Origin of the sequence: Nocardia sp. NPDC050413, assembly GCF_040655475.1 — a bacterium.
Lineage (GTDB): Bacteria > Actinomycetota > Actinomycetes > Mycobacteriales > Mycobacteriaceae > Nocardia > Nocardia coubleae.
In genome coordinates, this window is the sequence record NZ_JBFAJZ010000017.1 from 34976 (window position 1) to 59509 (window position 24534).

Consider the following 24534-nt stretch of genomic DNA (forward strand, 5'->3'; position numbering starts at 1 on the left):
TTCGGCCGGTCGGCTCATTCGAGGTCGGCGAACAGGTCGTGCTCGAACCCGTCGTCGCCGACCGGCCCCCGGGTGCCACGCACCAGGGTGAAATGTTCCTCCGGCAGCACCGGCAGGGCGATGTTGTTCGACAGCGCGAACTCCCGGCCGCTCGGTGCGAGGGTCACCTGGGTGGCGTGCGCGCGCATGGCCGCACGCTTGGCGGCGAGCACGTCCGACACGTCGACAACGGTGCTCACCCCGGCGGTGGTCGACATCGCCGCCAGCTCCGCCTCCACGGGCAACCGCCACCCTTCCGGCAGGGCGCCGGGCAGCCCGTCGACGGTGCGGCGGGCGAGGGCGGCGGTGTGCTGGCGCAGCAGGTCGGCGTCGGTCACGGTCCAGTAGAACTTGGGCACGTCGTAGCCCTGTTCGGCGGCCGCGGCCACGGCGGCGGTGGTGACGTGGTGTGCCCGGATGTGGTCGGGATGGCCGTAGCCACCGCGCGGGTCATAGGTGACGACCACGCGCGGGCGCAGTTCCAGCAGCACCGCGACGAGTTCGTCGACCGCCGCGTCACCGGAGTTCACGAACGCGCGCGGATGCTCGGCCGACGGCGTGCCCGCCATCCCGGAATCCCGCCAGCGGCCCGGCCCGCCGAGGAACAGCGGTTCGCCCGCGTCGAGCGCGGCGAGGGCGGCGGTGAGTTCGCTGATGCGGTAACCGCCGAGCTGGTCGGCCTCCGCGGCGACCAGGCGCGCCCAGCGTTCGCCGATGACCTCGCCTTCCTCACCGAGGGTGCAGGTCACCACCGTCACCGGCACACCGCGACGACGGTAGTGCGCGATAGTGCCACCGGTGGTGAGGGTTTCGTCGTCGGGGTGGGCGTGCACCAGGAGCAGGCCGCCGGTCTCGCGCGTCATGGGATCCTCCGCCACTGTGCCGTATCACCGAAGATGCCGACCTGGATGGCGCCCGACAGCGACGCACCGTCCACGCGCGGGCCGGCCGCCGCGACGACGTTGTCCTGCACGATCGGCAGCACCGTCGACAGTTCCCACAGCTTCGGCTCGGCCTCGGCGACGATCCGGCCCACATCGATTCCGCGCAGCGCCTCGTCGATCGACGGCTGCAAGCCCGGATCGCAGACGCCGCCGACATTGCTCGGCGCCTGCCGGTAGGCCTCGGCCGCGGCCAGCACCGGGCCCTCGGCACCCGGCGGCTCGACCGGCGGACATCCGTACCGGGAGGCGAGCACCGTCGCCGGGTCACCGCCCGCGAGTTCCCACCCGATGATCGCGTCGACCGACGACTCGGTGAGTTCGCGACCGTACAGTTCGTCGGCGGGAATGCCGCGCACGGTGGCATCGATTCCGGCACTGCGCAATTGGTCGGCGGCGGTATTGGCGACGGCCAGTGCCGCCTCGTCCTCGGCGACCGCGCCGATGCGCACCGACAAACCCTTGCCGTTGCGCGCCACCGAACGTGGCTGCGGTGCGGGCGAAGTGGGCGAACTCGTCTGCGGCGTCTCCGGGGCCCGCCCGAAACCGGCCTCGGCCAGCAGGGCGAACGCCTCGTCGGCGCTGAGCCGGGGCGGGGCGGTCGGCAGATAGCCGGGGCTCGAGGGTGGAAGCACTTGGGCGCGAGCGGGTTCCACCCAGCCACCGCTCTGCGCGCCGACAGTGGCGAGCAGGGCGGGATCGAGCAGGGCGAGCAGCGCCTTGCGCACCCGCACGTCGATCAGGTCGCCGGAGCGGCCGTTGAGGGTGAGTTGCAGTTCCCGCGCCTGCGGCATGATCGTCGTCCGCACCGACGGGATGGCGGCGAGTTGCGCCTGGGTGGCGACACCGCCGTGCACCAGCGCCATCTGCGCGTCGCCGGTGCGCAGGGATTCGGCGAGCTGGGAGGGAGATCCGCCGCGGCGCAACAGGATCTGGTCGGGTGCGGCCGGGGTGCCCCAGAACCGGTCGTTGCGTTCGAGCAGGATCTCGTCGCGCCCGCGATCCACGGACTTGATCGTGAAGTTGCCGCCCGACACCGGAATCCGGTCCACGAGTCCGCTGGTGAATCCCCCCGGGGAGTCCTTCACCAGATGCGAGGGCAGCAGGTTCGCGAACAGCTCACGCCATGCCGGATACGGCTGGGTCAGCGTCACAGTGACCGTTTTGCCCCCACCCGAGGACGCCACGTCGGAGATCAGCCGGTACCCCGCCGGATCGACAACACCGGGCTGGGAGATCATCTGCTGCCACAGGAACCGGAAGTCCTCAGCGGCGATCGGCGCGCCGTCGGACCAATTCGCCTGATTACGCAGGGTATAGGTGATGGTGAACGGTTCCTGCGAGGTCACATCGGCCGACACGATAAGCGCCGAGTCGGGCACGAAATCCACCACACCGGGGTGCGCGGGATTGGGCACCGGCCGGAACGGGCTCGGCAACACCATCGAACTCACCGCGTTGGTCGCAGGCGACTGATCCGAACGCAGATGCGGATTGAACCCGATCCCGATGTCGTCGATGGCGACGACGACGGTGTTCTTGCCCGGCTTGGCCTGGGTGGTCTTGGGCGAATCGGTGCTCTCGATCGGCGGCGGCGGATTCGCGGTGCACCCGGCCACGACCACCGTCGAGGCGATCATCGCCAGCACCATCGCGCGCCACATCGCGCGCCACCCCGAATTCACCCTGCGCACTCTACTTGACCCCTCGATCCGTTGCCGGACTGCACAAAAGGCGTCGGCCGGGCCCGTTTCCGGTACCCGGCCGACGCCGTGAAACACCTACCGACCGCTAGCTCGAGGCGGCGGCCTTGTCGCGGGCCTTGCGGCGCGACAGGTCACGCGCCCGCTCGTTGGCACCGAGCACGACCTTGCGCACGCGGACCACCTCGGGGGTGACCTCCACGCACTCGTCGCCGGCACAGAACTCCATCGCCAGCTCGAGATCGAGCTGTAGGGGCTTGGCCATGGTCTCGAAGGTGTCCGCGGTCGCGCTGCGCATGTTGGTCAGCTTCTTCTCGCGGGTCACATTGATATCGAGATCCTCGGCACGCGGGTTGATACCGACGACCATGCCCTCATAGGTGTCCGCACCCGGCTCGACGAAGAACTGACCACGATCGGCCAGCTGGATCATCGCGAACGGGGTGACGGTGCCCGCGCGGTCCGACACCAGCGAACCGGTGTGGCGAGCGCGGATCTCACCGGCCCACGGGGCGTACCCGTGGGACACGGCGTTGGCGATGCCGGTGCCGCGGGTCTCGGTGAGGAACACGGTGCGGAAGCCGATCAGGCCACGCGAGGGGACGATGAACTCCATGCGCACCCAACCGGCGGCGTGGTTGCTCATCTGCACCATCTTGCCCTTGCGGGCGGCCAGCAGCTGGGTGATGGCGCCCAGGTACTCGTCGGGGCAGTCGATGGTCAGCTCTTCGAACGGCTCGTGGGTCTTGCCGTCGACCTGCTTGGTGACCACCTGCGGCTTGCCGACGGTGAGCTCGAAGCCCTCGCGGCGCATCTGCTCCACCAGGATGGCCAGCGCCAGCTCACCACGGCCCTGCACCTCCCAGGCGTCGGGACGGCCGATGTCGAGCACGCGCAGCGACACGTTGCCGATCAGTTCCTGATCCAGGCGCGCCTTCACCATGCGGGCGGTGAGCTTGTGGCCCTGCACCCGGCCGACCAGCGGCGAGGTGTTGGTGCCGATGACCACCGAGATGGCAGGCTCGTCGACCGAGATGCGCGGCAGCGCGACCGGGTTCTCCACGTCGGCGAGGGTGTCACCGATCATGATGTCGGGGATACCGGCGATGGCGACGATGTCACCGGCCTCGGCGACCTCGCCCGGCTGACGCTCGACACCAACGGTCTGCAGCAGCTCGGTGATCTTGACGGTCTTGACGCCGTCGGCGTTGATCCAGGCCACGTTCTGGCCCTTGCGCAGCTCACCGCTGTAGATGCGGACCAAGGCGAGACGGCCGAGGAAGGCCGACGCATCGAGGTTGGTGACGTGCGCCTGCAGCGGCGCGTCCTTGTTGCTCTTCGGCGCCGGAATGTATTCCAGCAGCACGTCGAACAGGGCGTCGAGGTTCTCGGCGGCGGGAGCGGAACCGTTCTCCGGCTGCTCCTTGGACGCCTTGCCCTCACGGCCCGAGGCGTACAGGACCGGCAGGTCCAGCGCCAGCTCGGCGGCTTCGGCGGCCTCGTCGTCGAGGTCGGAAGCCAGGTCGAGCAGCAGATCGTGCGACTCCTCGACGACCTCGGCGATGCGGGCGTCGGGCCGGTCGGTCTTGTTGACGACCAGGATCACCGGCAGCTTGGCCGCGAGCGCCTTGCGCAGCACGAAGCGGGTCTGCGGAAGCGGGCCCTCGGACGCGTCGACGAGCAGGACGACACCGTCGACCATGGAGAGGCCGCGTTCGACCTCACCACCGAAGTCGGCGTGGCCCGGGGTGTCGATGACATTGATGACGGTGACGGAACCGTCGGGGTGGTGCCGATGGACGGCGGTGTTCTTCGCGAGAATGGTGATGCCCTTCTCGCGCTCGAGGTCACCGGAGTCCATGACTCGGTCGACCAGTTCGGCTCGCTCAGCGAACGCGCCCGACTGACGAAGCATGGCGTCGACCAGGGTCGTCTTGCCGTGGTCGACGTGGGCCACGATGGCGACGTTGCGGAAATCGCGTGTAGACGACACGCCTGGATCCTCCTGCTGTTGATGTATTTGGCACGCATGAATCTTGCTCGCGGCCTGTTCCAGACTACCGGTACCGAAGTGGCAGGCACGTGTCAGCCTTTGTACTTAGGGTAAGCTAACCCGCGTGGGCAAGGTAAAGGCGAAGAAGGTTTCCAGCCTCAAGCCGAAGAAAAAGTGCTGCAGGAAGAAGACGCGCTGCTTCAAATGCCCCGTCGTCATCATGCGTATGAAGAAGGCCGAAGCCGCCGGTATGTGCGGTAAAGATCTCAAAAAGGCCCTGAAACAGGCGCGCGCCGCCTGAGCATCCGACGACGGGCGATGCGCCGTGCCCCGATGAGGCGTAGAACTGCAGTTATGGGTACTCCGCTGCTCTCCGACCCCGAGATCACCATCGCCCTGGCCACGCTGCCGGACTGGTCGCGCGACGGCGACGCCATCACCCGGACAGTGAAAGCCCCGAGCTTCCTCGACGGAATCGAACTTGTCCGCCGGGTCGCCACCGCCGCCGAGCAGGCCGATCATCATCCCGACATCGATATCCGTTGGCGCACAATCCGTTTCACGCTCAGTACGCATTCCGCGGGCGGGCTCACCGGGCAGGACACGGCGATGGCGCACACGATCGACGACATCGTCGCGGGCTGAATCAGCCCGCCCGGACCTCCACCGCGCGACGGCCACGCACCTGCGCGGCGAGCGTGTCGCGGCCGTGCCACACCAACCAGCCGAGCAACACGAACACCCCGATCACATCCACCGCGCCGAGCCAGGCCAGCGCCCACGGACGCGGGATCTCCCAGATCGTCGGCTGTGCGAACGACAGCACCCACGGCACGCCGACCAGCATCGTCAGCACCCAGAACGCGGCGAGCGCGCGTGCCATGCGCTCGGCCTTCAGCGGGCCGTAGAGCAGCCACAACACAGTGGGGATCAGCCATACCCAATGGTGTGACCAGGAGATCGGCGAGATCATCAGGCCGAACAACTGCACGAGCACCAGGGTGCCGAGCCGGTCGTCGGGGCCGAGCGTGCGCCACGCCAGGAACCCCAGCACAGCGGTGAGCAGCACACCAGCGATCCACCACGGGCCCGAACCGACGTCGTAACCGAGGATCCGGCTCAGCGCGCCGCGCAACGACTGGTTCCACACCGAACCCACCGGGCCGATCCGGTCGGCGTCACCGAGCAGCGTGCCGAAATAGCGCTTCGCCTCGTGTGCATTGATGAGAAAACTCACAGCAACCGTCAGACCGAACGCCGCCGCCGACCACACCACGGTCGCCCATCGGCGACGAGCGACGAAATAGAGGCCGGTGATCGCAGGCGTCAATTTGATCCCCGCGATCACACCGACGAGCCCACCGGAGACCCACCACCGCGAGCTGCGCACCGCGAGCATCGCCCCGAACACCAGGAACACATTCACCTGGCCGTAATCGATGGTCGTGCGCACCGGCTCGAGCCACACACCGAGCGCGGTCCAGCCGACCGCGGCGGTGACCCACTTCGTCTCCCGCGCCGTCTCCTTACCCAGCAGCAGTTCGAAACCGATCGCGATCACGCCGTAGAGCGCGGCGACCGTCGCCAGCATCCAACCGACCGCGACCACCGGAAACGGCAGGTAGTGCAGGGGAAAGAAGACCAGCGCGGCGAACGGCGGATACGTGAACGGCAACGGGAAGTCGGGTGTCTTCTCCGCGTAGGTGAAGTCGTAGAGACGATCGGTGAGCAGCGAGGCCGAACCATCGACGTACACGTGCAGGTCGACGACGTTGAGCCCGTTGGGCGCGAACAGCATCCAGGCCAGCCGGGCGAGCACGGACAATCCGAGCAGCGCGAGAGCCCATCGGAGGTGTCGGTTCAAGGCCGTGCTTTCGGTCGTATGAAATGGCGCGTACGCGGTGCCAGATCACAATAGCTGTGTTGGATGTGCGGCTGGCGCCGCGGGTTTTCGGCCCTGGCGGGCCTCGATTCTTCACTCCTCCGCTCAGTCGCTTCGCTCCTTCGCTCCGTCGCTCCAGAATCGAGGCGGGCCGAAAACCGGATCCAGTGATGCTCCTGCGCGACACCGCTGGTCACAGTTGCATCAACGTCCCCATGTGTAACACTTCACAGGGCTAGCTTCGATGCAGAGTATTTTCGGCCGGGAAGTCTCCACGGGCCCGGCGGCTGTACAACACGGCAGCGTTGTCCTTAGAGTGACCCCGTCATGGGGACCGACAACCCTCGCCCATCGCAACACCGAGGTAAGGACGGCTGGACAAGTGCTTCGTAGCCGAGCATCGCGGATCGCAACGACCGCTCTCGCCCTCGCGGCAGGCGCCATGCTCGCCGTGCCCGCGTCGACAACGGCCGCGCCCGCCGCGCAGGCGGCCCCGGTCAGCGTGCCGATGGTGCCCGAGGGCGTCCCGGTCGACGCGCTCGCCGCTTTCGCGCCCGCTGTGACCGGCCTGATCGCCGGTCCCGCCGATGTCGCGAGCCCGCAGACCGCCCTGCTCGATCAGGCGCGGATGCTGCTGGCGACCATGAATCTGCCGCCCGCCATCAAGGCGACGCTGGAGCGGATCATCACCTTCCTCGACGGCAGCGGCGGCGGTGGCCCCGACATCCCCGAGAACGGCCCGGTCATCGCGCAGTTCCTCTACCCGACCATCGGCAAGGCGTGCATCGGTGACGGCGCCGACTCGGTCGGCACCGCGCTCGCGGTCCCCGGTCCGGCGCAGCTGCCCCCGCCCGGACCCGCCGCCGGCCAGGCCGGTTTCGTGTTCACCGCGCTCGGCACCAAGGCGCCGACCACCGAACAGAACCCGCCGATGACGGTGCAGTGGCTCAACCTCGACACCCGTCAGTCGGGCGTGCAGACGCTCACCGACGAGGCGAAGATCAACCCCGGTGGGCCCGCCACGCTGTCGACCATCGCCAACACCGGTCACGGCCGGGTGGTCGCGGTGATCTCCGGGTCGCTGACCACCGCCGCCGAGGGCGCCGCCCCGCGCACCTGCAACTTCATGCCGACCCTCGGTTTCTTCACCGTCTAGGCAAAGCAGCACTCGAGCCCGGCCCGTTCTCACGAACGGCGCCGGGCTCGCGTTGTTTCAGGGGGTCACCACTGGCCGTAGTCCGAGGCCAGGACGGTGTTCACGTCGACGCCTACGCCGTCGATGGCGCGCTTGTCGATCTCGAACTGGTGCAGGTGGGCGTTGTCGTGCACGAAACCTCTCGGGGTGCCCCAATTGTGCTGCCAGAACCAGGAACCGAGCCCTGCGGCGAGGGCGCGGTCGATGGTCGGTGTGTTGGCGTAGATGCCGACGAGGTCGGGGCCGAGCACCGACTGCCAGCCCTCGATGTAGGGCGCGATCATCTCGTCGAACTCCTGCTCGGAGGGGTTGTCGTCGATGGAGGCGTAGATCGGGGCGGTGTCGGGACCGCCTGCGGCGGTGTGCAGTTCCCAGCCACGTTCGGCGTGTTGCTTGCCCGCTTCGAGGCCACCGCGCCAATCGGCGGTCGGGCCCTTGCCGAACTGGTAGTTCGACACGATCGACAACCCGTGCGCCCACAGGTCTTCCACCTCGCCGGGCAGCAGCGGTTTGCCTTCCATCCACTCGGCGCCCGGCCTGCGGTCGGAGACGTAGCGGATCACACCGATGTGGCCCGCGGCCTTGATCGCCGCGGCCGACGGAACGCCCGCCGCGTAGTCGACCAGGGTGCCGTAGGACTGTGCCGCGGCAGGCGTGGCAGCCAGTCCGAGGCCGAGAGTTGTCGCGGCGGCGGCGAATCCGAAGAACTCACGCCGGGTGACCGAACCAGAACGCATCACAGGACTCCTTCGCGCAACCCGACTACAACCGGCAAGCGAGCCCGGCGCGTCAACCCCGTACGCGCCGGGAGCCTAGAACGTGCGACTCATTTCACCACAGCCCACACCGGCACCGCTAGACCCAGTAATCACAGCAGCACCATCGGTCACAGCTCAGGTCGCGCCGTCGATGGCGGCGCCGACGTCGATGGTGCGGCCCGACGGGTCGGCGAGCTCGGTGCTCACCACCGCGACGACCTGGGCCATCACCTGTTTCTTGATGCCTGCCAGCCGGGCGAGCGTCGCGGCGCGCAAACCCTTCGCGGTGAATTCCATCGAGATGTCCTCGATGGCGGGCGGCGGCACCTCGATCACGATCTGCAGCGGTTCGGCGGCGCGCGCCGTGAGGACCAGGGGGATCTCGAGGTCGGCGCGGTAGTGGTTGGCCTTGAGCACGTCGACGGTGATGTCGAGGCCGACCGGCAGGGTCATGTCGAACACCCGCAGCTCGCCGGGCACGGCCGCGCCGCGCTCGACCACGCGCGGCTGCTCGATCGCGCCACGCACGGTCACCGTCGCCGCGCCGCGCGGGCCCTCCGACAGCGGTCCGATCGCGATCTCCCCGCCCGCCATCTGAGCGACCACGCTGTGCACGCGGTCGCGGGTGACGATCTGGGTGAAGAAGCGCAGACCGAATTCGCGGTGGTCGATCCAGTCGAACACGGTGTCGTTGCGGTGCGGGGAGCGGTAACCGTCGAGGATCGCCTCGATGTCGAACACGCGCTCGGCTCGCGCCTTGGGATCGCTGATGATGGCGTTCACCCGGCCCGCGACCTCGCGCTGAACGAGGCCCGCGATGGGGTCGAGCAGCATTTCCCAGGCGGTGTCGATGGCCTCGGCCCGCAGGGTGAAACTCACGTCCTTGGCCGTCACCGTGCCGACATCCATGACGAGGAGCAGCGGTGCGGCGGTGCGGGCGTGCAGGGTGAGGGCGATCTCGACGAGGGCGGCCACACCGAGTTTGCGGCCGCCGAGAATCAGGTTCACCGCGAGTTTCAGGGGGACCTTCACGCCGAAGGTGAGCGCGTCACCGGGATTGCGGGTGACCACCGGGGTGCCCAGGGTGCCTTCGGCGGCGAAGCCGGCCAATCCCGCCGGGCCGAGGGAGAACGGGCCGATCTGCACACCACGCCCGGTCATGCCCGCGACGGCGGCGGCGATCCGGTCCTCGGTCACCGCGTACCTGACGAATCGCTCGCCGAAATCGGCGTACTCGATTCGCTTCGGGTCACGACGTGCTTCTCCGGTCACCTTCACACGCACATCGAACACGGTACGTGATCGGAGTGCGCGGCCAGGTGTCGGCGCAACTCCCCCGTCCTGCCGATGAGGGGGAAGCAGGACGGAGGGGTCGGCTGCGGCGCTGCCGGGCGCCGCGTGGTCCATCGTACGTGCACCGGCCCGGTCGTGCCGCGTCGGTGGGGTCGGTTACCTTGCGCGACAGTAACTTTCAGAATCGCCCGTACCCCACGAGGTCGGGCGTTTCGCTCACCTCGATGGTGCGGATCCGGATGGTGCCCATCTCGTTGCCGCCGATGGTGGTGATCGTGTCACCCTCGGCCTTCAACACGATGTTGGTGTGCTGACCGAGCGGGCTGTCGGGACCGTAGAGCACCACGTCGCCCGTGCGCGGCCGGTACCCCACGTCGGGACGGGTGAATCGGCCGACGGTCTCGTAGTACTCCTGCAGCGTGTACACCCCGGGGATGCGCCAGGAACCGGAGTTGGGGTTGCTCAGTGGCCTGCCCGCTTCGCGCATGGTCCAGCTGACGAAGTCGGCGCACCACGCCTCCTTCACGCCCTCGGCGTACTTGGGCCCGTCACCTGGCTTCTCGTATTCGCGGCGCAACACGTCGACCAGCGCGATCTGCTGTTCGTCGAGGTGTTCGCTGTCGAGGGCCGGGAACGGCTCACCCCAGTCGTGCTGCCACCACACCAGCCCGGCGACCAGCACCGCCGTGGCCGCGAGCACCCCGGAAATACCTAGGATCCATCTGGAACCGCGCCCGGTCCGCCCGGTCTGCAGCTGCGTCATCGCCCCCCGCTTTCATCGGTCTCTGCTTCATTAGACGAATCGCGAGGGCCGACGGTTCCCTGTATACGGAAGAATCTCGCGGCGTGGTCCCGGAGCGGACGCGGATCGTGATCACCGGGTGGACCCCTGCGCCACCCGGGTATCGACGCCTCGACAGGCAACGGCGCTCTCGGCGCGCGCGACAACCACGCGTGCCGTCCCCTCCGGCGACCGTTCCGCTCCGGAACTAGTCGGCCCGGCGCTGCCCCGCCCGGCTGTGAGAATTTTCGCGAACGCCGTACGGTCGGTCAAGCTAGACGACTGTCCCAGTTTGTCCCACCGCAGGAAAGAGGATCGGACGTGGAAGACCCGCACCTGGCGATCGCCAGGTACCTGCGCGAACGTCGCGAGGCGGCAGGACTCACCCGCGTCGCACTCAGCGCGCGGGCGGGCATCTCCCCCGCCCTGATCCAGAAGATCGAACAGGGTTCGCGCACACCGACCCTCGAGGCGCTCACCGCGCTGTTCGACGCACTCGACGTGCCGGCTCTTTTCCGCGATCACCTGGTGTCGCTGTCGCTGGCCGACCGCTACGGCAGCCCGGCGGTCGACATTCCGAGCGACATCCCCACCGCCGATCTCGTGCTGCTCAACTCGATCTCGTATCCCGCCAGCCTGCAGATGTACACGACCTACGACGTGGTCGCCACGAATTCGGCCTGGACACGGTACTTTCCCGGCCTCGACACCAGCACCACGCTGCTGGAATGGATGCTGCTCGACCCGCGTTCACGCGAGGTGATGCTCGACTGGGACAAGCAGGTTCACCTGTGCGTCTACGGATTCCGGGTGATGAGTCCCGGCGTCGTGCCCAAGGAGCGGATCGACCGGCTCTTCGCGGCCTGCGCGGTCGCCGAGGAATGGGAACGGTTCTGGACCACCGAGCCCGACGTGCCCTCCCACCTCGACCGGCCCGTGCAGCGGTTCCGGCACCCCGACACCGGCGCGGCCGTAGCGATGACCATGCAGGTGCACGACTCGATCGTGCCCCGGCGGGAATGGTCGCTCGTCACCTTCTGCCCGCTTCTCGACGGCTCCGTCCGAGACGCCGCAAACCAATAGCTGCTCGAGTTAAGCTGCGGCCGTGGCCACGCAACGAACAGCGCGCCCAGGCTGGTTGGCCTGGGACAACTACTTCGTCGGCGTCGTCGGGCTCGTACTCGGACTGTGCTTCGGTACCTGCGCGGCGTTGATCGCCGGCCCCGGCCGCAACCTCGCCGCGATCATCCTGGTCGTCCTCGCGGCGCTGTGCGTGCTGCCCGCGCTGTTGCGCGCGCTCGCCGAACTCAGCGTGTGGGTGCGGCTCGCGGTGCTCGCGATCGGTTTCGCCCTGCTGCTACCCGCGATCCTGGTGAGCCCCGATGTGCGCGACTGGGCCGCCGAGCGCTGGGAAAAGGCCTGGAAGTAGGTGGCCCCTACCGCAGGTTTCCCTGCGGCAGCGACAGCAGGAACCGCAGGGTGTTGTTGAGGAACTGCGACGACTGCCAGGCGAAGTAGCCGCCCGCGGCACCGGTATCCGAGGAGCCCGCCGCCGAACCCGTCGCCAGGTTCGCCGAACCGGTGGCCGACCCGGTCGCCAGATCGGCCGACCCGCTCGCCGAACCCGAGCCCGGTAGCGCGGCCGCCTGGCCCGCCGAACCGAGCACCCCGATCGTCACCGCCGCCGCGACCAACGCGACTCGAACGGCATACGGCTTGGACGTTTCACGACCGGACAACATCTGATGAATCCCACTCTCCGAAAACAACTGCGAAAGCCCAGTATTCACACCTGAGCGCGGCATCAAACCCGATTCGCCGGGATTACCCGATCTCCCGCGCGAGTTCCATGGTCCGCCATGCGGGACCGGTCCGACAGACCACGGATATCGGGGCAGATCGTTGTGCGTTGTCCCAAAGGTTCACGGCGGCAAGGCGGTCGGATCGGGGTGCAACCAACTGCCACGCGGGTTCGGTCTCCAACAGCTGGCAACACACAACCGCCGCACCGGCTCGGGGCGGTGCGGCGGTTGGGTGCTGCGGTGCGGTAGTCGAGCGGCAGCCAGCCGTCGCCGCTACGGCCTTCGCCGGATTCTAACGGCGGGCGGAGCGCTCGCGGACGGCGGATGCCGTTGTGGCGGTGGTCTTTTCGACAAGGTCGGCGAGGTCGGCGGCTGCGGAGGGAAGCGGGCGGCGCTTGCCGTTGGTCAGCTCCGAACCGCGTTCGCGGGCCAGTTCGGCGGCGTGCTTGCCACGGATCTTGGCTTCTTCACCGCGTTCACGGGCAACCTCGGCGGCGTACTTACCGCGGATCTTGGCCTCTTTGCGCGCGAGCTTGGCGGCGCGCTTGCCGCGAACCTTGGCTTCCTCGCCACGTTCACGCGCGACCTCGGCCGCCTCCGCGCCACGTTCGCGCGCGATCTCGGCCCGTTCCCTGGCGACCTCGGCCAGCTGTGCCCCGCGCTCCTTGGCGATCTCGACAAGGTGCGAGCTTCGACCGCGCGCCTCGTCGGCCACCTCCGGCCCCCGGTCGCGGGCGACCTCCGCGAGGTGCGCACCACGTTCGCGGGCGGCTTCGGCGATCTGCGGGCCGCGTTCCCTGGCCAGCTCGGCCAATTGCTCGCTGCGGGCGCGAGCCAGCTCCGCCAGCTGGGGGCCACGTTCCTTGGCGACCTCGGCCAGCTGCGACCCGCGCGTCTTGGCGGCGTCGAGGACAACCACTCCTTCGTCGCGCACCTGCTCGGCCAGGCTCGGGCTGCGATCCATCAGCTTGTGGGCGGCACGGCGACCCCGCCAGCTAAGCGACGGCTTGCCCTCGGTGTCGGCCGCCGCGATCATCAGGCCGCCGAGCAGGCCGAGGTCCTTCAGGAACCCCGCCCGCTTCACCGCCTTACGATCGGGGTCGGATTCGGACCAGAAGTCCTGTTCGGTCACGGTGCCCGGGACGACGGTCGCGGCGAGCAGGAAGGCGGCGGGGCGGGGTGCGCGGCCGCTCGCCAGCAGCAGACCACCGGCCACCTGCACCATCGCGTTGATCTGCACCATCTTGCCGGGGTCGTCGGGGACCTTGGCGGCCAGCGCGTCGGGCAGGCTGTCGCGCCCCTTGTCGGCAAGGGCGGCGGCCGCCTCGGCACGCGGCTTCGGATTCATCAAACCGTTCACTCCGGTGGCGATGAACGTCGTCCCCAGCAGTGTGCGGGCAATGCGGCGGACAGGCCTGATCGGCATGGTCGGGTCCCTTCGTCTGGCTTGTCGGTTCCTCGCTTCCCGCCTTACCCTGTCCCCCTCCGCACAAACGAACAACAGACCGACCGCCCTGTTTCGCGTTGATACGGTCGCATCGTGATTGATGACACCGTCCGCGCGGCCTACAGCGACTTGCACGAGCTCTACATCGAGGTCTGCGGCTCTCCCGCCGCCGTCGACCCCGACGACTCCGCTTTCGTCCTCCGCCACCTCACCGAGGGTCCCGTCCTCGACCTCGGCTGCGGGCCGGGGCATTTCACACACATCCTCACCGAAGCCGGTATCGCGGCCGAGGGCCTCGACATGGTCCCCGAATTCATCGAGCACGCCCGCGCGACCTACCCCGGGATTCCGTTCGAGGTCGGCTCGATCCGCGCCGTGGACGCGCCGGACGAATCCGTTGCCGGCTTGCTCTCGTGGTTTTCCCTCATCCATCTGCCGCCGGACGAAATCCCTGGCGTGCTGGCGGAACTCCGGCGAATTCTTCGCCCCGGGGGCCGACTCGTCGTCGGCTTCTTCACCGATGAAACCGCTGTCGAACCGTTTCCACACAAGGTGACAACCGCCTACCGCTGGCCCGTCGACACCTTCGCCGAGGTCCTCACCTCCGCAGGCTTCACCGAACTCGACCGCCTCACCCCACACGCTTTCGACGCGTCTCGGCCATATGGTGCCCTGGCAGTCACGCGCCAGGCGTCGGCTCGTCGCGCGTCCAGATGACAGCTTGAGCCACGACGACGCGCTCCCCGTCATGCGTCGCGGCCGGTCCACCGTGCAACTCGTAGCCCATATCCAGCGCTTCACTGACCCGTCGGCAGAAACTCGAGTCGTCGGGGCCGGTCAGCAAGCGGTAACGAGGTAAGCGTTCGGATTCCACAGCGCCTGTCAACGCTTGACGACGAAACGGAATTCCTCGACGTCGTCTTCGGCAGGCCGGCTCGCCGATTGCTAAGGTGGCGGCGTGAATTCCCCGGAGGCGTCAAGACGGTAGCCGCTCGGCCTGTGCCGGGCGGCGTTGTGAGTGTGGTTCCCGCTGGTCGCCGTGCGCCCGGCGGTATTCGCCCATCTCGCGACGCCGGATGATGTCGCTTCTCGCGGACGGGTGACCGATCACCCGCTTCCGCACTCATCCCGGGTGCCGTCGTGGTGATGGTGGTGCCCTTGTTTCCGGGGAGTCTTCTCTTATGCCCGTTGTGGTTTTCGTGCTGGCTGTCGCGGTGTTCGCGCAGGGCACATCCGAATTCATGGTGTCGGGATTGCTCGAGCAGATTGCGGGTGACGTGGGAATTTCCCTCGGCGCCGCAGGTCTGCTGACCTCCCTGTTCGCGGCAGGCATGGTGCTGGGCGCACCGGTGATGGCGACGGCGGCGGGCCGGATGCCGGTCAGGTATTCGGTCACCGCGTTCCTGGCGCTGTTCTGTGCCGCCCACGTGGTGGGGGCGGTCGCGACCGGGTTCGGGGTGCTGCTGGTGACGCGGGTGGTCGCCGCCGTCGCCAACGCCGGGTTCCTAGCGGTCACCCTGGCCGCGTTGCCGCGCTTGGTCGGCCCGGCGTCGGTCGGCCGAGCGACATCTGTGGTGATCTCAGGAGTGACGGTCGCCTGCATCGCCGGTGTGCCCGCGGGCACTCTTCTGGGCCAGGCATGGGGCTGGCGATCGACGTTCTGGGCTGTTGCCGTGATCAGCGCGGCCGCATTGGTTCCGGTGTGGTTCATGCTCGGTCGCGACGACCGGCCCGACCCGCAAGCGCTGTCGATGCGTCATGAATGGTCGGTCGTGCGGCTGCCAGAGGTCCAGGTAGCTGTCACCGCCGGAATCCTCGTCAACGCAGCGACTTTCGCCGGGTTCACCTACCTAGGCACCATCACGAACGACGCCGCCGCGAACGGCCGGTGGGTTCCCCTCGGCCTCGCCTTGTTCGGCCTCGGTTCGTTCGCCGGCGTCACGATCGCGGGCCGCTACAGCGACACCCATCGCCAACGGATCATCACCACCGGAACAATTGCGCTCCTCGCGGTCTGGCTACTGGCCGCACTCACCGCGCACCTGCTGATCGGGGTCATGATCATGGCAGTGGTGACCGGCGCGGTCGCGTTCGGCGTGGGATCGACGCTGATCGCCACAATCGTGCGAACCGCCGCCCCCACCGCGCCGCGCATCGCAGGCGCCCTGGCAACCACCGCATTCAACGTCGGCGCGGTTCTCGGCCCGATCACCGCCGGCCTCGTCGTCGACCTCACCGCCCGTCCCGCCACGGCATGGCTGTGCAGCGCGGTCTTCACAAGCGCGGCGGTGGCCGTGGTTCTGATGGCGCAGCGTCGGCAACAGGCGAGCGAGAAGGCGCACGTAAACGCACGCTGATTCAGCGCATCTATCCGAGGCCGGCGTCGATGATCGACGCCGGTCTCCTTCAGTCAGCTCAGGCGCAATGGATTACACGTTGAAGCGGAACTCGACCGAGTCGCGAAGTAGAATAACCTCTATGCCTCTCATCCCCGTCCGTGCGGCGATCTACCTGCGCGTAAGCCTCGACCATACTGGCGAAGGTCTGGCCGTTGAGCGCCAACGCGAGGACTGCATGCAGATCGTCAGCAGCCGCGGCTGGGAACTCGTCGAGGTCTACACCGACAACAGCATCTCGGCGTTCAACAAGGTCAAGTCACGTCCGGCCTATGACCGGATGGTCGAAGACTTCACGGCTGGCCGGTTCAACGCCCTGGTGACGTGGGACCTCGACCGACTCACGCGGCAGCCACGTCAGCTTGAGGACTGGATCGACGCCGCGGAAAGCCAAGGCCTGCGCTTGGTCACTGCGAACGGCGAGGCGGACTTGCAAACCGACGGCGGCCGGATGTACGCCCGAATCAAGGCGGCTGTAGCCCGAGCCGAGATGGAACGAAAGGGCGCCCGCCAGAGCCGTGCCCAGTTGCAGCGGGCTGCGAAAGGCCGGCCACCCCGAGGAATTCGAGCCACCGGATACACGCTCAACGGCGAGCTGGTGCCTGAGGAAGCCGCAGCCATCCGCGCGGTGTTCGAGGCATTTGCTGAGGGCGCATCGTTGCGCTCGATCACCGCCGCACTGTCCGGGGCCGAACCCGTCGTTCGCGCAGCTGGCGACCTGACGTTGGTCCAAGACCTTCCCAGCTCCGTGCCGGTGCTACCAACTCGCACGGGAAAGCCGTGGAATCCGTCGACGGTTCACGGAATCCTTCGGAATCCACGATATGCCGGATGGAGCATGCTTGACGGTGAGATAGTTCGCGACGAAACCGGCGCACCAGTCCGTGCTGAGTGGGAGCCAATCGTGCCGGACGGCGTCTGGCTCGAGGTCCAGCGTCGCTTGGACGATCCGAACCGCGCTACGAATCGCGTTGGAACTGATCGACGGCACCTCGGTTCAGGCCTCTACATGTGCGCAGTGTGCGACTCGCTCGTGAAGTCGCACGGCACTCGCTATCGCTGCGCGGGCCACGTCATGCGATCGCGATCGGTCGTCGATGCGGTGGTTCTCGGGTTCGTTCGCCTACGACTCGCGCGGACTGACCTCGCCGACCTACTAGTGGAGACTGACGACGAACAGGTCTCCAATCTCGCCGAACAGGTGGCCGCGCAACGTGATCGAATCAAGCGCGCTCGCGCGGACTATAAGGCTGAACTCATCGACGGTGATCTCTATTCCGAGATTCGCGATGAGGCCGAAACAGAAATCGCGCGCCTCGAAGCAGAGCGGATGGTCATCACCGCAGGACCGACCGCTTCCGCGATCCTGTCAGCACCTTCTCCTGTAGAGGCTTTTGAGGCGGCGGACCTGGTTGCGAAACGAGCAATCATCGACCTACTTTGCGAAGTTCGGCTGACATCCGCACCGCGTGGCCGAAAGACACTGGACCCCAATTCCATTCAGATCACTCCCCGATAGTCCAGCACGCGGCGCACGGGTAGACGCCGAGGCAATGGGCATCGGCATCGGGTCCTCCGCATTGATGGCGCACTCACGGAGTGACAACATGATCCGCTCCCGAGAACTGCAGGCGAAGTGACTGACCGTCACTTCGCCTATCAGCAGGTCCGGCGCGGACTTCGGCTACCGCCTGGCCGCCGGCAGCGTGAACAGAGCCAGAACCTGGCTCAACACCAAGGTGGCCGTGGCCCAGTCACCAGCCACCCCGCACACGCCCGCAAGCGTGACGGCCAACGCGAGAACGACACGCGGATCGGCGTTCGGTCGATTTCTCGGCGGCTCGCTGTTGGCGCCCGCCGGAAAGGTCGATATGGTCAAGGCAAGTTCCTATCCGCCGAGTGATCACTCGGCGCTCGTGGCGTGCAGTCTCATGTATTGCTATTGGTGGAACCAGCTGCCCTCGTCCTGTTCCAGCAGGACGGGGGCAGCGCCGTTTTCGAGGCGATTGAGGCGTGCTCGGACGGCTCCGCATATTGGAGCAGATTCAGGCCGCGAAGGTATACAAGCCAGGCGCCAAAGGGCGGTGAAAGGACGGTGCCACCGACACCTGCATGTGGGCTCGCTCACTACGGCTCCGACTGAATAGTGCCTACCAGCGCCGCACGCGGTGACCTGGACTTCGCAGTCCGCCTGCCTACCGGCAGTGGCTGAACCAGCGCCACTAAGAAGTCGAGGACCATCGCCTATCGGAGCGTGATGCAAGTCATAATTGCGCTGTGTCGTGGGTCACGGAGCACCAGTCATCTACGGATGCTCCGATACGCGCACCGGCTACTGCCCCAGGTAGCGACGGAGATGGTGAGCGCGTACCGGCCCAGCTTGCTCGTCCCGAACACGCCGCAGGAGACTCCGGGTTGGATCGGCCGGACTGCGCGGCACCGTGTCCACGATGACGCCGCGGTCGTACCAGTCCTCCCATCACACGATCTCGTCGCCGGCGGCATTCGCAGGCCGCGCCGCCAAATGCGACCCGGCCGGGCTGCTGTCCGAATGTACGGAGCTGCGGTAGACCGCCCATCGGTAACTGACTTCGACGCTGCAAGGTTGCTGGCGGACTCGTTACCCAGCCCGGTCGACGACTGGGCCGCCTCCTTGTGGCTGCGGTAGACCGGCTTATCGGTCGGTGCCTTGCCCACCCTTTTGGGCGGCCTGCCCCCGCGGCGAGCGGATGCCCTTCCGCGCCCCCTGGGCGCGATCTCCGGATCTGAGCGATGGCCTGGTCTGTTGTGGTGTCTGTCCCTCTCGGTGTGGCCTGGGGCGTCTCGATCACGCGGGCGCCGGGCGTCAAGGGTGGCGCAGCCATCGCGCAGCGACGCCGCAGGCGCCCTTGATGCTCGGTGACCGTGTGATAGCCCCAGATCAGGCCACGCCGAGAGGGACAGACACCACGTCCCCCGCGATGATCCGCGCGACCGCAGGTCGCGATACCCTTCCGGTCGTGCCACCGCTCCGGCCTCGCCGAGCAGCTGCACGACCCGCGCACCACGCACCCACCGGCACACGCGCTACGCCACACCACCCACCTCCACAGCCGCGGCTCTAGACCGCAGCCACGCGCACCTGACGCCACCACCGCCACCGTTGCCCAAAGCACCACGCTCCCAACTTTCCGAGGTATCCCCAACGCAACCCATGTCTTTTTCTTTTCTCTTTTCCACCACCCACCACCTCACCCTCTCTGACTTCTTTTTCAGATTTTTGATTGATTTCCCCCACCCCCTTCCACATCTCACTGTCACGAAGTGGCGGTGAGATGTGGAAGGGGGTGGGGGGAATCGAGCGAAAATCTGTGCGCGAACGCGCTGGTCAGAGAGGGTGAGGTGGTGGGTGGTGGGCGCCAAAAGGTAACCACAAGTCCTGACACATGTTGTCTCGGCGTTTGCCGAGAGATTGGCTAGTTTTTCGCGCTGCTGACCTGCAGCAAGATCGACTCCACGATCGTCGAAAACACGACGAGCCGGGCCCTTCCTCGGCCGGACATTGTGCGCCCGGCGCCCGGGCCCCTCAAGGGCGCTGCGCGTCGGCTTCGCCGATGGCCTGGCGGCCACCCTTGACCGACCCGACCACCGGGCTAACGAAGCCTTCGGAGGAAGGGCCGGGGAACAGTCGGTGAGGAAAGCGTGCCGCTCCACGGCAGCCGACCGACTCCGGACACGAAAAAGCCCCCGACCCAGTAGGTCGGGGGCTTCCTCGAGGGGACCGCGGTTACGCGGTGGGCGGGACGTAGGCGCCCAGGTCGTAGATCCGGCCGTAGCCACCGCCCTCGACCGGACCGACGTAGAGCAGGCCCTCGATCCGGCCGCCGACCGCGACACCGGCCACGCGCGCTTTACGCAGGCCCGCGCGCAGGGCGCGCTGCACGTCGCGGTCCAGGGTGATCAGCCGCAGGCCTTCGTCCTGGGCGTCGACGAGCTCGGCCTGGTCGATCTCGACGACCAGCTGCGAGTCGATCACCGGGTCGCCGGCCTCGACGGCCATCGGCTTGCGGTCGACCCAGTACAGCGGCAGGCCCTTGCTGTTGCGGCGGTGACGGCGGATCACGGCGATGATCTCGCCCGACACCCCGGTGCCCGGCTCGATGTCCTTGCCGAACGGGTTGGTCGCGCCCGCGGTCATGATCTCGGCGTTGATCTGGTCCAGGTCGGTCAGCGTGCTGGTCATGATGGTGCTCCTTCGGAGTGGTGCGTGTGTTGAGAAGTCGGGAAGTTCGACGGGGCGGACGCGGTCGCCCGCCCCGTCAGCGATCGGTCAGCGAATGAGCGTCAGCACCTCCGCTCCGGTGTCCACCGGCTCGGTGGACGCCAGGATCTGCGCTACACGCGAGTGCGACAGACCGACCGCGGCACCGATCTGACGGGTGGACTCACCGGCTGCGTGGCGGCGGCGGATATCCGCATCGCGCTCGGCGAGCGGGTCCGGCGCCGGGGCGCTGTCCAGTGCCGCGAGCCCGGTTGTCGAGCCGCTGTCCAGTGCTGTCCGGTCGGTGTCCAGTGCTGTCCACTCGGCGTCTACCGGTGTCGAATCGCTGTCCAGTCCGGTCGCGGGGCTGTCTACCGGCTTCGGGGCGGTGCGCGGTACCTCGATCAGGGCGGTCAGGCCGTGCGTGGCGGCCAGACCGAACAGCGGGGCCGCCCCGGCGACTGCGGCCGCGACGGCAGCAGGGAGCAAGCGCTGACCGGATTCCGCAGCGTGCAGGCCATTTCCGACCACACTGATCAGCTCGGCGGCGAACAGCTCACCCCAGAAGAACACCTTCGTCGCGGTCGGGATCTCGATGCGCTGGGCGGCCCGGCGCTGCAACGACACCAGCGCGACAGCCGACTGGACAATCGCACCGTCGACGAAGATCGGGCCGACCCACGCTAGACGGGCGTCGATCCCGGCCATGACCGCCAAATCCGACAGCGCTGCGAACGACCACGCGAACGCACCCAAAGCAATAACGATTGTCATCGCCAATGCGGTGCCTTCGGCCCAGTCGATACCGCCGGTAGACGGGCGCTTGACGGGCTGTCCAGCGGTAGACACGGTGTTCATCGGTCCAGTCCTTCCCGCCACTCGATCGCGGCGAATGCGTTGACAGGCGTGCGCACCAGGCGCTCCTGGTGGTCGTGCAGGGCGTGCCCGGCCAACTGGTCCAGGGCGTTGTCCAAGTCGCTGGCAAGCTCGCGGTTACGGTCCTGCAGGTCGGCGACCATCGCCTCGAGCTGCGCGATGCGGGCGGCCGGATCGGTCTGCTCGGTCGTGGTCTCCGGGCGCGACGGGTGCAGCGCGATGACCTTGGCCAGCGTCACCGCCTGGCCGTGCTCGACGACGGCAGTCGACGGCATCGTCATCTCGGCCGCGGCGCTCACCGCTCCATCCCGTCTCGCTCGGTGGCGGCGGCGAACGCGTTCACCGCGGTGCTGGCGTGGGAGAACGCGTTGAGCGACTGGGTCCGGGCCGCGACGCTGGCCCCGAACGACGGGACCGGGTATTGCGGGGTGTACCGGGCCCGGTCGTCGAGCGACACCATCGGCCCGGAGAGGCCCGGCGACGGGGTTGCAGCCAGTTCACTGCTCTGCTGCTCGACGGTTGCGGACTGCTGGCGGCGGGCATCGTCGAGAGTCGGCTGCTGACGACGGATCTCATCGACACGATCCTCGATCCGCGTCACGTAGGGCGAGTTGACCACGCCCCACTTGTCGCGGCTGATGCCGTTGACGGCCAGGTCGCGGGCCTGATCCCAGCTACGCGCCTCCACAGGACCGATCGCGTCGCCCAGCTGGGCGCGCTTGGCATCGGCGTACTCGATGTTGTCGCGGTAGTCCAGGTAGGCGTCGGAGAGGTTGATCCACTCCTCGAGCCAGCGATCATCGCCGTGCTGCATCCAGGTCGACGACCACTCCCCGCGCTCGATCTCGGAGGCCGGGTCGTAGTCCTCGGGGTCGCGGTGGTCCCCGATCGAGGCCCAGTGGGTGAAATCCGAGCGCATCAGCTGCTCGGTGTCGGACTCGGTGGCGAACTCGTCGATCTCGGTGCGGTCGGTAGTCTCAGTCATTGGTTCGTGCCTCACGGAAACGTCTGTGGAAAAGGTGGGTTCGTGGCCGGGCCAGGCGCCGTGGCCGGTCATCTCTCGTGCTTGCATGTGGGACGACCACCGGGTGTCGCTCATGCCGGGCGGCTGCAATCCGCCCGGCATGAACACCTCGTGGGCCCGCTTCATCACCGCTGGCGCGTCGGTCCAGGCCTGATGCATCTCGTCGAGCTCGACCCAGTGCGGGCCGACGACCGGGTCAGCGGACCACCGGGCGCGGATCTCCCGCGCCCGCAGCAGCAAGCTGGCGTCCTCGTCGGGACCGCGGTCCTCGAACTCGACGACCCTGGCGAAGTCGGCCCGCCACAACACCTCTCGGTCGTCGGTGATGCGGTCGGCGTAGCGGGCGATGAACGGATCGTCGAGGTCGTCGTCGCGGGGGCTCACCGCTCCATCCCGTCTCGCTCAGTTGCGGCCGCGAACGCGTTCACGGGCGCGTTGGCGAACGCGTTGGCCGAGGCGGTCTCGCGGGCCGCAGCGGCCTGGCGCTCGGGGCTGCCGAACCGCTCGGCCTTCGGGGTGCGTTCGGCGAGCTTCTGCACCGCCTGGTCGCGTTCACCGCGCAGCTGCTTGGCCTCGGCGAGGGCCTGGTCGCGCTCGGCGATCATCGTGGCCAGCTGCCGGGTCAGATCCGCGTTGCGGTCGGTCAGATCGGCGTTGTGCTCGATCGAGAGCCGGTGACGACGGTCGAGGCTGTGGTACTCCTGTGAGTACTCCTCTGTCCGGGCGTGATAGGTGTCCAGCTGCGCGCGGAACAACTCCTCACGGGAGGCGACCCGCTGATCGGCCAGCTTGTTCGACAGCGTGCCGGGCAGCCCGTACTCGGAGTAGCGCGGGGACTCCGGGTGCTTCGGGTCGGTGACCTCGACCCGCATCCGCGCGGTGTCGGGGCTCGCGGAGCGGACGCTGTTGTGCGCGAAGTCCAGCGCGGCCTGCTCGCTGGTGACCGTGGCGATCTCGCTGGCCAGCACCTTGCCGGTGCCCGGTTCGATCCGAGCCACCGCCACCTCGTGCGGGGTGTCGAAGTACTCGATCACCCCTTCGGATTCCCGCGACCAGCGCCCGACCGCGTTGATCGCCTCATGACGCGGGCCCATCGCGCTGCGACGCTGCACGTCGTCGGCGGCGAACCCGTCGTGCCGAGCCCCTACCTCGACGAACACGGTCCCGTCCCTGGGCAGGCGGCGATCCCAGCTCATCTCCCGAGCGGTCTCCGACAGTGCTTCCTCACGGAACGGGTAGTGATTGGTCACCTGGACACCACCGGGCACCCCGTAGGTCGCGGCGTAGTAGGTGTGCTCGTACATGTAGTCGATCTCGTGGCCCACCTCGCGGCGAGTCAGCCCAGCCGCCCGCGCGGCCTCGATCGCCTGCTCCCGGGCCTTCTCGGCAGCCTCGGAGGCCAGTTCGTTGCCTGCCCGGTCCATATCCACATGCGCGCTGCGCAGCGCCTGCACCGCGTTGCGCTGGGCCTGATCCAGCTCGTCGTAGTTACGGGGCGGACGGGCCTCGCGGCGGGCCTCGGCCAGCTTGGCGGCCCGCTCGCGCTGCTCGGCGACCAGGCGGGCGTTGTCCTCGCGCCGCTCGGCCACCCAGTTCTCGGACAGGACCGCGACCTGGCGGGCGACCCGCTCCTGCTGGCGGTCCATCGGCTTGAAGATCGCGCCATACGGCCGGTCGGGATTGCGCTGGGCCGCATTCAGCGCGAGTGCGACCTGACCGCGCTGTTCCAGCGGCAGCACAGCGGTCTCGTGCAGGGTCGATTCGATCCCGTACCGGATACCCTCCAACCGCGCGGCGTCGTTCTCGGCGTCAGCCGCGGTGAAACCGGGCTGATGGCGGCGCAGGCCGGCCGCGACCACCTCGGAGTGGTAGTCGTTGACCCGCTTCGTGTACCAAGCCTCGGCGATGCGCTGCTCGCCGACCTGCTCACGGATGGCCTCGGCCAGCTCGCGCCGCTCCTTACGCGACAGCTTCGGCGGCTTCACACCGCTCTGGCGGCCCTTACGGCTCTGCATCCACGACCGGGCCACGGCCATGATCTGACCCAGGGTGCGCCCGGTCTCACGGACGATCTCGTCCTCGACGGCCGGGCCGTCAGCGTGAGCGGTGGTGTTGTTGTCGTTCGACATGAACATCGTGAATCTCCTTGTGTGAGTGGTGAATT

General features: G+C 67.9%; 23 protein-coding genes and 1 pseudogene. 8 read left to right on the forward strand and 16 right to left on the reverse strand.

Annotation, left to right across the window (positions count from 1 at the left end; all coding sequences use genetic code 11):
- Positions 1–14: 14 nt before the first annotated feature.
- The 3 genes from mshB to typA form a co-directional block, all read right to left on the reverse strand.
- A complete protein-coding gene (gene mshB / locus AB0I19_RS27140) occupies positions 15–902 on the reverse strand; it encodes an N-acetyl-1-D-myo-inositol-2-amino-2-deoxy-alpha-D-glucopyranoside deacetylase (protein ID WP_357152416.1) in 888 nt (295 codons plus the stop codon).
- Complete coding sequence (locus AB0I19_RS27145; RefSeq protein ID WP_357152505.1) at positions 899–2644, reverse strand: ABC transporter family substrate-binding protein; 1746 nt, start codon at positions 2642–2644, stop codon at positions 899–901. Before AB0I19_RS27145 ends, mshB begins: the two co-directional genes overlap by 4 nt.
- A 127-nt stretch (positions 2645–2771) precedes the next feature.
- Positions 2772–4676, reverse strand: a complete 1905-nt coding sequence (gene typA, locus AB0I19_RS27150; RefSeq protein ID WP_357152419.1) for a translational GTPase TypA — start codon at positions 4674–4676, stop codon at positions 2772–2774.
- A 124-nt stretch (positions 4677–4800) separates the two neighbouring features.
- Here typA and AB0I19_RS27155 point away from each other — a divergent pair, with 124 nt between their 5' ends.
- Positions 4801–4977, forward strand: a complete 177-nt coding sequence (locus tag AB0I19_RS27155; RefSeq protein WP_357152422.1) for a hypothetical protein — start codon at positions 4801–4803, stop codon at positions 4975–4977.
- A 53-nt stretch (positions 4978–5030) separates the two neighbouring features.
- Complete coding sequence (locus AB0I19_RS27160; protein WP_357152424.1) at positions 5031–5321, forward strand: 4a-hydroxytetrahydrobiopterin dehydratase; 291 nt, start codon at positions 5031–5033, stop codon at positions 5319–5321.
- A gap of 46 nt (positions 5322–5367) precedes the next feature.
- Here AB0I19_RS27160 and AB0I19_RS27165 read toward each other — a convergent pair.
- A pseudogene (locus AB0I19_RS27165) lies at positions 5368–6546 on the reverse strand (mannosyltransferase); the annotation flags it as partial.
- A 394-nt stretch (positions 6547–6940) separates the two neighbouring features.
- Between AB0I19_RS27165 and AB0I19_RS27170 the strand changes: the two are divergent.
- Positions 6941–7714, forward strand: a complete 774-nt coding sequence (locus AB0I19_RS27170; RefSeq protein WP_357152427.1) for a hypothetical protein — start codon at positions 6941–6943, stop codon at positions 7712–7714.
- Positions 7715–7779: 65 nt separating this feature from the next.
- Here AB0I19_RS27170 and AB0I19_RS27175 read toward each other — a convergent pair whose 3' ends face one another.
- The 3 genes from AB0I19_RS27175 to AB0I19_RS27185 all read right to left on the reverse strand — a co-directional run bounded on the left by AB0I19_RS27175 (position 7780) and on the right by AB0I19_RS27185 (position 10567).
- The gene (locus AB0I19_RS27175) at positions 7780–8490 is read right to left on the reverse strand and encodes a DUF1906 domain-containing protein (protein WP_357152430.1); all 711 of its coding nucleotides are present in this window, start codon (positions 8488–8490) and stop codon (positions 7780–7782) included.
- Between the two features lie 156 nt (positions 8491–8646).
- Positions 8647–9795, reverse strand: coding sequence for a hypothetical protein (locus AB0I19_RS27180; protein ID WP_245655276.1), 1149 nt, complete (start codon positions 9793–9795; stop codon positions 8647–8649).
- Positions 9796–9982: 187 nt separating this feature from the next.
- Positions 9983–10567 carry a CHAP domain-containing protein gene (locus AB0I19_RS27185; protein WP_067485722.1) on the reverse strand — a complete coding sequence of 195 codons (585 nt, stop codon included), beginning with the start codon at positions 10565–10567 and terminating at the stop codon, positions 9983–9985.
- Positions 10568–10906: 339 nt separating this feature from the next.
- On the opposite strand from AB0I19_RS27185, the gene AB0I19_RS27190 reads away from it, so the two are divergent.
- Positions 10907–11668, forward strand: a complete 762-nt coding sequence (locus AB0I19_RS27190) for a helix-turn-helix domain-containing protein (RefSeq protein ID WP_357152434.1) — start codon at positions 10907–10909, stop codon at positions 11666–11668.
- 22 nt (positions 11669–11690) lie between these two features.
- Positions 11691–12014, forward strand: coding sequence for a hypothetical protein (locus AB0I19_RS27195; RefSeq protein WP_181696564.1), 324 nt, complete (start codon positions 11691–11693; stop codon positions 12012–12014).
- A 7-nt stretch (positions 12015–12021) separates the two neighbouring features.
- Here AB0I19_RS27195 and AB0I19_RS27200 read toward each other — a convergent pair whose 3' ends face one another.
- Both AB0I19_RS27200 and AB0I19_RS27205 read right to left on the reverse strand, forming a co-directional pair.
- Entirely contained in the window at positions 12022–12327 is a 306-nt protein-coding gene (locus tag AB0I19_RS27200) for a hypothetical protein (protein WP_067485716.1), read from the reverse strand.
- A gap of 352 nt (positions 12328–12679) precedes the next feature.
- On the reverse strand, positions 12680–13813 hold the full coding sequence (locus AB0I19_RS27205; RefSeq protein WP_357152437.1) for a DoxX family membrane protein: 1134 nt from the start codon (positions 13811–13813) through the stop codon (positions 12680–12682).
- A 114-nt stretch (positions 13814–13927) separates the two neighbouring features.
- Here AB0I19_RS27205 and AB0I19_RS27210 point away from each other — a divergent pair, with 114 nt between their 5' ends.
- Positions 13928–14551: a class I SAM-dependent methyltransferase gene (locus AB0I19_RS27210; protein ID WP_357152440.1), complete on the forward strand. Its 624-nt coding sequence runs from the start codon at positions 13928–13930 to the stop codon at positions 14549–14551.
- Here the strand turns inward: AB0I19_RS27210 and AB0I19_RS27215 are convergent.
- Entirely contained in the window at positions 14514–14708 is a 195-nt protein-coding gene (locus AB0I19_RS27215) for a DUF1737 domain-containing protein (RefSeq protein WP_357152442.1), read from the reverse strand. The two genes, AB0I19_RS27210 and AB0I19_RS27215, sit on opposite strands and share 38 nt — an antisense overlap.
- Before the next feature lie 307 nt (positions 14709–15015).
- Between AB0I19_RS27215 and AB0I19_RS27220 the strand changes: the two genes are divergently transcribed.
- Both AB0I19_RS27220 and AB0I19_RS27225 read left to right on the forward strand, forming a co-directional pair.
- Positions 15016–16191, forward strand: coding sequence for a Cmx/CmrA family chloramphenicol efflux MFS transporter (locus tag AB0I19_RS27220; RefSeq protein WP_357152444.1), 1176 nt, complete (start codon positions 15016–15018; stop codon positions 16189–16191).
- A 121-nt stretch (positions 16192–16312) separates the two neighbouring features.
- Positions 16313–17749 (forward strand): recombinase family protein, encoded by a 1437-nt coding sequence (locus AB0I19_RS27225; protein ID WP_357152447.1) that lies wholly within the window; start codon positions 16313–16315, stop codon positions 17747–17749.
- A 165-nt stretch (positions 17750–17914) separates the two neighbouring features.
- Here AB0I19_RS27225 and AB0I19_RS27230 read toward each other — a convergent pair whose 3' ends face one another.
- From AB0I19_RS27230 to AB0I19_RS27255, 6 genes are all read right to left on the reverse strand, one after another.
- On the reverse strand, positions 17915–18109 hold the full coding sequence (locus tag AB0I19_RS27230; protein WP_357152450.1) for a hypothetical protein: 195 nt from the start codon (positions 18107–18109) through the stop codon (positions 17915–17917).
- A gap of 1887 nt (positions 18110–19996) precedes the next feature.
- Positions 19997–20452 (reverse strand): hypothetical protein, encoded by a 456-nt coding sequence (locus AB0I19_RS27235; protein ID WP_357152453.1) that lies wholly within the window; start codon positions 20450–20452, stop codon positions 19997–19999.
- An 87-nt stretch (positions 20453–20539) separates the two neighbouring features.
- On the reverse strand, positions 20540–21328 hold the full coding sequence (locus AB0I19_RS27240) for a DUF2637 domain-containing protein (RefSeq protein WP_357152456.1): 789 nt from the start codon (positions 21326–21328) through the stop codon (positions 20540–20542).
- Complete coding sequence (locus tag AB0I19_RS27245; RefSeq protein ID WP_357152459.1) at positions 21325–21645, reverse strand: hypothetical protein; 321 nt, start codon at positions 21643–21645, stop codon at positions 21325–21327. The genes AB0I19_RS27240 and AB0I19_RS27245 overlap by 4 nt, the downstream gene beginning before the upstream one ends.
- Positions 21642–22754, reverse strand: coding sequence for a hypothetical protein (locus AB0I19_RS27250; RefSeq protein WP_357152462.1), 1113 nt, complete (start codon positions 22752–22754; stop codon positions 21642–21644). Before AB0I19_RS27250 ends, AB0I19_RS27245 begins: the two co-directional genes overlap by 4 nt.
- On the reverse strand, positions 22751–24505 hold the full coding sequence (locus tag AB0I19_RS27255) for a hypothetical protein (RefSeq protein ID WP_357152464.1): 1755 nt from the start codon (positions 24503–24505) through the stop codon (positions 22751–22753). The genes AB0I19_RS27250 and AB0I19_RS27255 overlap by 4 nt, the downstream gene beginning before the upstream one ends.
- Positions 24506–24534 lie beyond the last annotated feature (29 nt).